Source organism: Pantoea sp. UBA4549 (assembly GCF_002387285.1).
In the GTDB taxonomy this organism is placed as follows: domain Bacteria; phylum Pseudomonadota; class Gammaproteobacteria; order Enterobacterales; family Enterobacteriaceae; genus Pantoea; species Pantoea borealis.
Map to the genome: position 1 here is coordinate 257144 of NZ_DGLH01000015.1, position 12114 is coordinate 269257.

General features: G+C 53.1%; 10 protein-coding genes. All 10 read left to right on the plus strand.

What is annotated here, in order from left to right; genetic code table 11:
* Positions 1–199: 199 nt before the first annotated feature.
* Entirely contained in the window at positions 200–1117 is a 918-nt protein-coding gene (locus B3041_RS15205) for a glycosyltransferase family 2 protein (RefSeq protein WP_065648915.1), read from the plus strand.
* A 65-nt stretch (positions 1118–1182) separates the two neighbouring features.
* Complete coding sequence (locus B3041_RS15210; protein ID WP_065648916.1) at positions 1183–1935, plus strand: glycosyltransferase family 2 protein; 753 nt, start codon at positions 1183–1185, stop codon at positions 1933–1935.
* A gap of 75 nt (positions 1936–2010) precedes the next feature.
* Positions 2011–3045, plus strand: coding sequence for a glycosyltransferase (locus tag B3041_RS15215; protein WP_065648917.1), 1035 nt, complete (start codon positions 2011–2013; stop codon positions 3043–3045).
* A gap of 58 nt (positions 3046–3103) precedes the next feature.
* Positions 3104–5314, plus strand: a complete 2211-nt coding sequence (locus tag B3041_RS15220; RefSeq protein WP_292976479.1) for a phage tailspike protein — start codon at positions 3104–3106, stop codon at positions 5312–5314.
* Between the two features lie 457 nt (positions 5315–5771).
* Entirely contained in the window at positions 5772–6101 is a 330-nt protein-coding gene (locus tag B3041_RS15225; RefSeq protein ID WP_292976481.1) for a hypothetical protein, read from the plus strand.
* A gap of 3 nt (positions 6102–6104) precedes the next feature.
* A complete protein-coding gene (locus B3041_RS15230) occupies positions 6105–7328 on the plus strand; it encodes a glycosyltransferase (RefSeq protein WP_065648920.1) in 1224 nt (407 codons plus the stop codon).
* A 384-nt stretch (positions 7329–7712) separates the two neighbouring features.
* Entirely contained in the window at positions 7713–8609 is an 897-nt protein-coding gene (galF, locus tag B3041_RS15235; protein ID WP_065648921.1) for a UTP--glucose-1-phosphate uridylyltransferase GalF, read from the plus strand.
* 44 nt (positions 8610–8653) lie between these two features.
* On the plus strand, positions 8654–9667 hold the full coding sequence (gene galE / locus B3041_RS15240) for a UDP-glucose 4-epimerase GalE (RefSeq protein WP_039385367.1): 1014 nt from the start codon (positions 8654–8656) through the stop codon (positions 9665–9667).
* Between the two features lie 429 nt (positions 9668–10096).
* On the plus strand, positions 10097–11182 hold the full coding sequence (gene rfbB, locus B3041_RS15245) for a dTDP-glucose 4,6-dehydratase (protein ID WP_292976487.1): 1086 nt from the start codon (positions 10097–10099) through the stop codon (positions 11180–11182).
* A complete protein-coding gene (gene rfbD, locus B3041_RS15250; protein ID WP_292976490.1) occupies positions 11182–12069 on the plus strand; it encodes a dTDP-4-dehydrorhamnose reductase in 888 nt (295 codons plus the stop codon). The genes rfbB and rfbD overlap by 1 nt, the downstream gene beginning before the upstream one ends.
* The last annotated feature ends 45 nt before the right edge of the window (positions 12070–12114 follow it).

Consider the following 12114-nt stretch of genomic DNA (forward strand, 5'->3'; position numbering starts at 1 on the left):
TCAGGCTGACGCCATTTTTTCGGTGCGTTTTGCACCCAAATATACACACAGCACAATCTTTGGTATTTCCGTAATGGTACGCGGCATCCTCAGAAGAAAGAGTAATAACGGTATGATTTTTCGGAATAAAACCGATTTCTTTCCGGGGCCTGCTCGCGCTACCGTTGGATCTGGAACAGCTGTTTAAGAGGTGCTGGCAATGCAGGACATTCGCTTCTCAATCGTCATTCCGGCGTATAACGCGTCGAAATCGATTATCACCACGCTCGACTGCGTTAAAGCGCAAAGCTATCGTAATTTTGAAGTCATCATTGTGGATGACAAATCGGCTGACGCGGCAGAGCTGGCGCAGGTGGTACGGGATGAACGCTATCAGGAGCTGACAATTAAGCTGGAGCTTTCTGAGGTCAAACTCAACGGCGCCGGCGCCCGTAACAAAGGTATTGAACTGGCTGAAGGCGACTTTATCAGCTTCCTTGATGCGGATGACGAGTGGCACCCGGATAAACTTTCAGAGGTACGCGACACCATTACGCGTCTGGAAGCGCAGGGGAAGTCACGTTATGTCATTTTCAGCCAGGTCAATATTCATCAGGATGGCCGTTTTCTGAAAGTAATGCCGATGCAGGCGCCGGGCAAAAATGAGACCGTCGCTGAATATCTGTTTGGCTGCTACGGCTTTATCCAGACCAGTACCATCGTGCTGAAGCGCGAGGATGCGCTGAAAATCCAGTTTGATACGCGCTATATCCGCCATCAGGACTACGATTTCTGTATCCGCGCCGATCGCCTGGGCTATGAGTTTGTGATGATTGCCAAACCGCTGGCGACCTATCACCTGGTGACCAAATTTGGCTCTAAGCACAAAGGGGAGTCGGTAAAGTACTCCTACTTCTGGCTGGATAGCATGAAGCCGCACCTGACGACGCGTGACGTCCATACCTATAAGGCATTCAAACTGCCGCTGCGCTACAAGATGGACGGTAAATCGCTGCAGGCGAGCCTGAGCTTTGCCCGCTACTTTTTCCTGACCAACCGCGACAACCGCGCCTACTTTATGAATCGCCTGATGGATAAGGTGAAATCACGGTTTGGCGGCAGAAAAGCGGTCTCCTGACACGCATTCACTTGCTCCCCGCGCGGGAGCAATTTTTTTGGTTCCTGACACTCCGGGCAATAAAAATGACAAATCATGTTGGCACCATCGGTATTGTGATGCCGATGTATAACGCACGTAAAACCGTACTGCGCGCGGTTGAGTCGATTGTTAAACAGACCTACAGCGACTGGCATCTCTATCTGGTTAATGACACCTCCACCGACGACTCTCTGGCCCTGGTGCGTGAGCACTGCCAGGATGCGCGCATTACTATTCTCAGCAATGAGGTTAATCAGGGCGCAGCAGAAACGCGCAACGTCGGGCTGCGTGCTGCGAGTGAAGAGATCATCGCGTTTCTCGACAGCGATGATGAGTGGCATCCAGAGAAACTGGCTGAGCAGGCTGCCGCCATCGCCGCCGGCGATGACTTTGTTATCACGCATTACCACTATAAAACGCAGAGCGCCGAACACGATATCACCTGGGGCAAACCGTATCTGCAGCAGGATAACTTTGTGAAGAAGCAGTATCGCGTCTGCTTCTCATCAGTCTGTTTCCGTCGTCCGCCGCAGGGGATCTTCTTCCAGCGTAAAGGGCATGAAGACTTTCTTTTCCTCTACGAGCTCTTTTCCCGCTACAAACAGGCCCGGGTGATCCGCAAGACGCTGGTGAACTATTACGAGCTGGGTGATTCGCTGTCGCGGAACAAAAACAAGGCGGCGAAATGGCATCTGGAATTATTAAGAATTATCTATAAAAACAACCCATTAAAAGTCTATTACTATTACACCTGGTATATGGTGAATGGCGTTCTTTTCGCCCTGAAGCATCGCTGAAATCCGCATGTTTGCGTGCAGTCATGCAGCCAGTATGGGTTTTACGTTCTGTATTTTTGAGGTGGAAAGCGTTAAATGAAAAAAGTCGTTTTGGTGATCAAAGATGCCTACTCCTATGCGGGCACCGAGAACATCTGTAACTTCATGTCAGAGTGCCTTGGTGAAGAGCACGCCGTCACTATTTACTCTCTTGAGGGCCATGGCGAAACCTTTTATCCCTTTACGCATGTAAAAGAGATCGTCAGTTTCGAAGGCCATAGCAACCCGATTAAAAGCGCCGTAGCACGTATCCATCAGGACGGTTTTGACAGCGTTTTCCTCATCAGTATGGGCCGCCTGAGCGTGATGTTTGCGTTCTGGAATCTGATGACGCTAAAGAAAAAAACCTTTAAAGCCTACGCCTGCGAGCATATCGCCATCAACTCTTTCAGCAAGCCGATCAAACTCATGAAATGGCTGCTGCTGCGCTACTACGACCGCGTGATTGTCCTGACGGATAAAGATCAGCAGGTCTTCAGCCGCTGGCATATCCGCAGCCAGCAGATCCCTAACCCGGTAGTGTACAAAGGCTTTGAACGGCGTCAGCGCAGTCGCCAGGCGCTGGCGGTGGGGCGGCTTGATAACCAGAAAGGGTTCGATCTGCTGCTGGATATCTGGGCAGATTTCAGCAAAAAGCATCCGGAGTGGACGCTGGCGATTGCCGGCGATGGCGAGCTGCGCCAGCAGCTGCATGAGCAGGCTGCTGCACTCGGTATTACCAACAGCGTGAACTTTGTCGGCAAGGTCAGCAACATTAACGACTACTACCGCGACAGCGATATGGCGCTGATGACGTCACGCTATGAAGGGTTGCCGCTGGTGCTGCTGGAAGCGAAATCCTGGTCCCTGCCGGTGGTGGCCTATGACTGCCCGACCGGCCCGCAGGAGATCATCAATCACGGCGAAGATGGTTTCCTGGTGCCGATGAATGATAAAGCCACGTTTCTGGCGCGGATGGAACAGCTTGCCAGCGATGATGCGCTGTTCTTTGCCATGAGCGATAAGACAAAAGAGACCGCACTCAAGTTTGACGGTAATCAGATCAAACAGAGCTGGCTGGCGCTGGTATAAGCGCCATGCTTTTTGATGCCTGCCGGGACACACTGACTTTGACCACGGGATTGAACGCATGAAAAGAAGAGAAGTGTTGCAGGCAGCCGCCTCCTCCATTGTGACCGCGCTTTCCGTAAGCGCATTTTCCAGCTATGCAGCGAAAAGCGGCCAGCCCGCGCTGAAACCGGTCGATCCGGCCAGCGTCCCGCAGGGCGATGTGCCGATCCTCACGCCGGAAAATGTCTATACCATGCCGCCGCAGTTCTGGCAGAACTTTGAAGGCAGGCTGTGGATCGGTAAAGCGGGCAGCGACGCCAGTCAAAAAGGCAATCAGATCCCGGTTTACCTGCGCGACGCCAGCGGCAAAGTGGCGCAAATCAGCCAGCCGATTGCGCTGAACAAAGGTAACTTTGCGCAATTTATCCATGATAACGCTGCGCTGATCGCTAATCCGGCGCACTCCATGGCGGTGGAAGACAGCGAGGGAAACACGCTCTTCTCCATTACCGATGTCTCACGCCCCGGTCAGAATAATTTCAGCCAGCGCCTGGCCCAGCCGAACGGCTATCAGCTGATTGGTGAGATCCCGTCCGTTGAGGAGCTGCGTAAAACCCGCCCGCTGTTTGCCGGTGCCAAGATCAAGCTCAAGAGCTGGCATGAAGGGCTGGAAGTGGGGGGCGGCGAATTTGTCGGTGCCTATGGCGATGCGCGCGATGATGACGGCGTTATCTTAAGCGGCAACGGGTTTTACTGGCGGCGCGTGGTGGAAGACTTTAATCGCCTGACGCTGTTTGAGTTTGGTGCTATTGCCGACGGAAAAACAGACGCGGCCCCGGCCATCAAAGCGATGTATCAGTGGTCGCTCGATAAAAATCAGCCTATTTGCGTGCAGTTCCCGGCCGGTAAATTTTTTGTCACCGGCTGTGATTTCGGCGAGGAGGAGCGGCGCTTCTTCCGCATCTCCGGCGCGATGGTTAACTTCGGCTATTTTCCGGCGACCACGCTGGTCTCTGACGGCCGCTCTGACTTTGTGTTTAAAGTCAAAGCGCGCTGGACGGAGATCTCAAACCTTAACTTCAACGGCCAGAATGATAAGCGGCCCAACCGGCAGGGGTTGTTCAGCAACACCTGCCCGGGCGGCCAGTTCTTTCGCGGCGCCTGCCTGCGCTTTAACCGCGTAGGGGGCACCTCAATCAGCCTGCTCGATACGCTCGACTGCAAAATTGACCAGTGGTATGCCGATACCTGTACCGGTGACGTCATCAAAGCGGGCTGGTCAGGTCAGAAAGCGGGTGTCTGGGATCACAGCACGGCGATAGAGCTCTCTAACTTCAACGCCCAGCGCTGTACCGGCGGAATGGTGCTGAACCTGCCGCGCTGCAGTCAGTCGATTATTCATAACGGCTGGATTGAGCACAGCGAGCACCCTGGCGATATCTCTAACGGACAGTGGATCATCGACGCGCTGAGCCTGGAAGATTGCAAAAACCCGCTTAATGCGCGCAACTCGCGTCTCAATATGCGCCAGACGAACCTGCAGTCAGGCAGCTGGATCGACAACTCGCTGCAGGGTGAGCGCTGGCTGAGCATCTGGGAGATGGGCTCCACCCGCGTGGAGTCTTATGGCGTTGCCATCGACGGCAGCCTTAAATACAACTACATCACCTCGCGCTTCCGCCTGAGTAATAACACCAACCAGGCGACGTGGTTCGAACTGGGTAATTTCTACTCACCTGACGTGGGCGATAGCTGGGAGATTGAGCTGTTTGGCCAGTCACAGTTCAGCCCCGGCACCGATGATACGCCGATGATGGATGTCACCGGCGGCAAACAGACCGGCGGGCGGGCGGTGATCCATCTGCAGCGCAAAACGCAGAAAGCGGAGGCGAGCTGGTCAGCCGAAGGCAGCGCTCCGGTGCTGGAGGTACGGCTGGTAGCGCGCTCCGACACCGATACCAAAGTCTGGGTCAGGCTGGCAGGCTGGACGCCGGCCACCGTGGTGCTGATAAAAAGCACCGCCAAAGATCGCTTTATGACCGGACGCTGCGCACGCGTTGATGCCACCATGGTAAAAGGCACGCCGGGCAACGGCAGCCAGCAGGCGCCGCAGCGGTTCAGCCTGCATAACGGTAAAGCGGGCATCGGCGGCAATGAGCAGGGTGACCTGCTGATGGCGTCACGCGAGCTGAAACCGGAACAGGTGGATACGCGCCAGCCTAAAGGGTTTGTGTCAGTGGTGATCAACGGCGAGCAGGTCGCGATGCCTTATTTCGCCCTTAAGGGATAAATAAACGCTGCAGGGGCACATTTATGCGCCCCGATGGGATACGCAGGACGCGCATTCATGCGCCTCTGGATGCGGGATCGACTGACTCAGGGCGGCATGAATGCCGCCCCTACGGGATGTTGTAGGGGGCGCATTTATGCGCCCCTGGATGCGAGATCGACTGACTCAGGGCGGCATGAATGCCGCCCCTACGGGAAATGTAGGGGGCGCATTAATGCGCCCCTGGATGAGAGATCGGCTGACTCCAGGGCGGCATGAATGCCGCCCCTGCGAAATAGGTAGGGGGCGCATTTATGCGCCCCTGAAATTACGTAAGAAGCTTTAGGTTAGATAACAGGCAGTTGGCACCATTTTTCGGGCGTTGTCCCATTGCAGTTTTTTTTGCCAGAGTTCACTTTGCTGCTCAGGATAGAAGCGGCGGCTTGTAAGAATTACAAAAAATATATCTGGAGTTTGTATGACGATTTTATTGGCGGGTAATCATACCTGCGGGAATGGCGGTGGTGGTGTAATTTTGTACAGGCTGACTGACTCACTGCAGGCAGCATGCGCAAACCCGGGTAGTGACGGTATCCGTTGTTATCCGGCCAGCCCGGGTTATCTGCAGCAGCAGAATGCGCTGTTTACGCACAACAGTAAAACGCCCCGGAGCCTGATGGCCCGCGTTCAGCGCAAGACAGTGCTGGCTGACCACGGCAATCTGAAACTGAACGTAAATACCGCGGTCGCGCAGAAGCGTGAAACAGGCAACCGCATCACCGAAGAACTTCTGAATGTATTGGGGTAAGTGATGAAGTTAACCTTTTTCACCATGCGTTTTCCGGTTGCCTCTGAGACGTTTGTCCTCAACCAGGTAACCCACTTTATTGATGCCGGCTATGACGTTGAAATCATCTCGGTGTTCCCGGGTGACATGATCAACCGTCACGCCGCGTTCGACGACTATAACCTGGCGGCAAAAACGCACTATCTGCTGCCGGAAGAGAAGGTATCGAACCTCGACAAGCTCACGCAGCGTATCGGTCTGATGCTGCCGAAGATCGCCAAACCGGCGCTGATCAAATCGCTCAACGTGGGACGCTACGGCGCACAGGCAAAGAAGCTGCTGCTGCCGGCGATCGTTGCTAACGCGAAGCAGACCTTCACCGCCGACGTCTTTCTGGTGCATTTCGGCTATGCCGGCGCGCTGGCAAACAAACTGCGTGAACTGGGCGTACTGAAAGGCAAGCAGGCGACCGTATTCCATGGTGCAGATATCTCACGCCGCCATATCCTCGAGGAGCACAAGCAGGATTACATTAATCTGTTTAAGCAGAGCGAACTGATGCTGCCGATCAGCCACCTCTGGGAAAACAAACTGATTGAGATGGGCTGTCCGCGTGAAAAAGTGCACGTAACGCGGATGGGCATCGAACCGGAGAAATTCAACTTCCGGCCGCGCGAAGCGTTTCACCAGCCGCTGCGCATCGTCTCTGTGGCGCGCCTGACTGAGAAAAAAGGGCTGGACGTTGCAGTTAAAGCCAGTGAAATTCTGCGCGATAAAGGCGGCCAGTTTGAATTTACCATCATCGGCAACGGCGAGCAGGAAGGCATGATGCGTGAGCATATCGCCCGTGCCGGCCTGAAAGAGATGGTCAGCATGCCGGGCTTCAAGCCGCAGGAGGAGATCCGTCAGGCGCTTAACGACGCTGATATTTTCCTGCTGCCCTCAAAAACGGCTGCCGATGGTGACATGGAAGGGATCCCCGTAGCGCTGATGGAGGCCATGGCGGTGGGGCTGCCGGTGGTATCCACCTACCACAGCGGCATTCCGGAGCTGATCCAGAACAACGTCAGCGGCTGGCTGGTCTCTGAGAACGATGCCGATGAGCTGGCTGCTACGTTACTGCGCCTGTCGCGCGGCGACATTGATGTTGCACCGGTAGTGGCTGCCGCGCGCCATAAAGTTGAAACCGAGTTTAACCAGCATATTGCCTACGGAGAGCTGGCGAAAATTCTGGAGCAGATGGTGTAAGGGGTATGAAAGCGCAGGCGGACGGGTTATTGGCGCAGTGATGGGTGCGGCGATGTCAGGCTTATGCGCTGGCCAAAAAGCCGATCCTGCAGGGGCGTTCTTCACGACGCCCCTGTTTGCTGTCTGACTGCTCTTTGCACGTCGTATCATTCTGAAAAACGCCGGTCTTAACCCCCATAGCAGAATGCTATTTACGTCACGCTTTTACCCGCCTTTAGCGCTTGAATTTGCCCGGAAAATTACCGACGCTGACCGCCCCTGATCACTAATTTCTGATGCTGTGACAGAGAGTTAGTGTCGGCTTTTCAGATAAAGATTATACTTGCCCGAGCGGCCATTACTGCATAATCGATGCATGTCTACACTTCATAAAATGGAACAAATATGACCAAGCTTAAAGCAGTAATCCCGGTTGCGGGCCTCGGTATGCATATGCTCCCTGCGACTAAAGCCATTCCAAAAGAGATGCTGCCTATCGTCGACAAACCAATGATTCAGTATATCGTTGACGAGTGCGTGGCGGCAGGCATTAAGGAGATTGTGCTGGTCACCCATGCTTCCAAAAATGCGGTGGAAAACCACTTCGACACCACCTACGAGCTGGAAGCCCTGCTGGAAGCGCGCGTAAAGCGTCAGCTGCTGAGCGAAGTGCAGTCCATCTGCCCGCCAGGCGTTACCATCATGAACGTCCGTCAGGCCGATCCGCTGGGTCTGGGTCACTCTGTACTTTGCGCGCGCCCGATGATTGGCGACAACCCGTTTGTGGTTGTGCTGCCAGACGTGCTGCTGGATGACTCCACTGCCGATCACCTGCGCTATAACCTGGCCGCCATGGTCGCGCGTTTTGAAGAGACCGGCCGCAGCCAGGTCCTGGCAAAACATATGCCGAATGAAGATCTCTCTGAATATGGCGTACTGACCACTGAGCAGCCTATCGATAACCCGGGTGATATCAGCACCATTACCAGCATCGTTGAAAAGCCAGAGCATGCCGCTGAGCTGAATTCTGACCTGACTGCGGTTGGCCGCTATGTGCTCTCTGCAGACATCTGGGCTGAGCTGGAAAAAACAGAGCCAGGCGCATGGGGCCGTATTCAGCTGACTGACGCCATCGCCTCGCTGAGCAAAACCAAACCGGTTGATGCGCAGCTGCTGACCGGCACCAGCTTCGACTGCGGCCGCAAACTCGGCTATATGCAGGCGTTTGTCTCTTATGGCCTGCGCAGCAACGCACAGGGCCGCGACTTCCGCGAAGCGATTCATAAGATTCTGGATAAGTAAGCATTTCCATACCGCGCAGCCTGCGCGGTTTCCAAGGAGTAGACATGGCTATTTTGGTAACGGGCGGGGCAGGGTATATCGGATCCCATACGGTACTGGCGCTGCTGGAGCGCGGTGACGACGTGGTGGTTCTGGATAACCTCTGCAATGCATCACGCGAAGCGATCAACCGCGTTGAAAAACTGGCGGGCAAAAAAGCGGTATTCGTTGAAGGCGATATCCGCGACCGCGCCTGCCTGCGCGATCTGTTTGCCAGCCACAGCATTTCTGCTGTGATCCACTTCGCTGCGCTGAAAGCCGTTGGTGAATCCACGCGCAAGCCGCTGGAATACTACGAAAACAACGTAGCCGGCACCGTGGTCCTGCTGGAAGAGATGCGCGACGCGGGCGTCTGGAACTTCATCTTCAGTTCATCAGCCACCGTGTACGGTGCTGACGCCCCGGTTCCTTATGTGGAAACCACGCCGATTGGCGGCACCACCAGTCCTTATGGCACCTCCAAGCTGATGACTGAGTTTGTGATGCGCGATTTCGCCAAAGCGGAACCTAAATTCAAAGCTATCGCGCTGCGCTACTTCAATCCGGTAGGCGCGCACGAGTCTGGCGAGATTGGTGAAGACCCGACCGGTATTCCAAATAACCTGCTGCCGTACATTGCACAGGTAGCGATTGGTCGTCTCGACAAGCTCGGCGTGTTTGGTAACGACTACGAAACGCCAGACGGCACCGCACAGCGCGACTATATCCATGTCGTCGATCTGGCAGAAGGGCACCTGAAAGCGCTGGATCACCTCAGCAAGGTTGAGGGTTATAAAGCTTACAACCTCGGCGGCGGCGTTGGCTTCTCCGTACTGGAGATGATCAAAGCGTTCGAAGCGGCTTCCGGTAAAGCGATCCCGTTCGAGTTCAAACCGCGCCGCGACGGCGATCTGCCCGCTTTCTGGGCCGATGCAACGCTTGCGAACAATGAACTGGACTGGCGCGTGACCCGCGGCATCGATGCGATGATGCGCGATACGTGGAACTGGCAGTCAAAGAATCCGAATGGATTCAGATAACTTTATAAGCCAATAAGGCATATACAGTTAACAGAGACTTATGAATGGGGTAACGGCGGGTTAAGATTAACTCAGCGGTTATCCCATTTTGCGTTTCAGAGACGCTCAAAGCCTGAAGCTGGACCCGGTGCATATTTTTATTAACCTGCGGTAAAAAAGCTGTTTAATAAATAATCTGTTAACGCATTCTGGCACAGTTTTTATTCAGCCATCTGACAAACTAACTCTTTAACGCTTGTAACTCGTGTATCAACATACGAAAATCGGATCACTATTTTTAAGCTGCACCTTAACAATCGACATTTGTTAAATATGTTCTGTGCTTTTTGCCGGCTGCGTTGAAAGCAAAAGCGTATGAGTATTCTGGTAGCTGTAAGCCAGGGGCGGTAGCGTGGTTTTTTTCAGGATTGGCCAGGAGAGACGACAAGCGTGAAAATATTAGTTACAGGCGGCGCAGGTTTTATTGGTTCTGCCGTAGTGCGTCACATCATTGGTGCCACGCAGGATTCTGTCGTCAACGTCGACAAACTGACTTATGCCGGTAATCTGGAGTCGCTGGTCACCGTGGCAGATTCAGCGCGTTACGCTTTTGAGCAGGCTGATATCTGTGATGCACAGGCAATGGCAGCTATCTTTGCAAAACATCAGCCAGATGCGGTCATGCACCTCGCGGCTGAAAGTCACGTTGACCGCTCAATTACCGGCCCAGCGGCGTTTATCGAAACCAACGTCGTCGGAACTTACACGCTGCTTGAAGCTGCGCGTCAGTACTGGAATGAGCTGAGCGCAGAACGCAAAGCGACTTTCCGCTTTCACCATATTTCGACTGACGAAGTCTACGGGGACCTGCCGCATCCGGACGAATGGCAACAGGATGCGCCGCTGCCGCTGTTTACTGAAACCACCCCGTATGCGCCAAGTAGCCCATACTCTGCGTCTAAAGCCTCCAGTGATCATCTGGTTCGCGCCTGGCAGCGCACCTATGGCCTGCCGGTACTGGTAACCAACTGCTCAAACAACTACGGTCCTTATCACTTCCCGGAAAAGCTTATTCCGCTGGTTGTTCTCAATGCGCTTGAGGGTAAAACGCTGCCGGTATACGGCAAAGGCGACCAGATCCGCGACTGGCTTTATGTAGAAGATCATGCACGCGCGCTTTATACCGTAGTGACGATGGGCAAAGTGGGTGAAACCTATAACATCGGTGGTTATAACGAAAAGAAAAATATCGATGTGGTATTAACCATCTGTCAGCTGCTGGATGAGCTGATGCCTAAAGAAGGCTCATATAAAGATCAGATTAGCTACGTAACTGATCGCCCTGGTCATGACAGGCGCTATGCGATTGATGCCAGTAAGATCACCCGCGAGCTCAACTGGAAACCGGCAGAGACGTTTGAGAGTGGTATTAGAAAAACGGTTAAGTGGTATCTCGATAATGATGCGTGGGTAGAAAACGTAAAAAGCGGGAACTATCGCGAATGGTTGTCAGAGAACTATAAGGATCGCAACTAATGCACATCCTGCTTTTTGGTAAAACCGGACAGGTAGGTTGGGAGCTGCAACGTGCACTTGCGCCACTGGGAAAAATCACTGCATTATGCACTCGTTCAACAGAGTGGTGTGGTGATTTGACGCAACCGGAAGAGATTCGTAAAAGCATACAAAATCTGCGTCCCGATATCATCGTCAATGCTGCTGCTTATACTGCAGTTGATAAAGCTGAATCTGAACCCGATCTGGCTGAACTCATCAACAGTACCAGTGTTAAAGTCATGGCTGAAGAAGCTAAAAACCTTAATGCTATTCTGATTCACTACTCTACTGATTATGTCTATTCAGGAGAAGGGCAGAACCGGTGGCGAGAGAGCGACAAACCTGAACCACGTAATGTATATGGTAAAACAAAACTATCCGGTGAGCAGGCTATAACTGCAGCAGATATACAATACCTGATTTTTCGCACCAGCTGGGTATATGCGTCTCGAAGCAATAACTTTATTAAAACGATGTTGCGACTGGGCAGTGAAAAAGAAGCGCTCAGTATTATCAACGATCAGATTGGCGCGCCTACAGGTGCTGCGCTTATTGCTGACATTACTGCTCATGCATTACGCATGGTTCAGGCTAATCCGGATCTGACAGGAATATATAACCTCGCTGCAGCCGGTGAAACGTCCTGGTTTGATTATGCCTCACTGATTTTCACAGAATCAGAAAAATATAGCACCGCATTTAAAATAAGAAAATTAAGCCCTATCACTACTACGGAATATATTACTCCGGCGAAAAGACCACTCAACTCGCGCTTAGAATTATCCAGGCTTGAAACAAGTTTTGGTTTAAAAATGCCCCCCTGGCAGGATGGCGTTCGCTACGTTATTCAAGAGATTCTTACGTAAGATACGTATTCATTAAACAGATCACATTAATACTCTGAGAAAAAA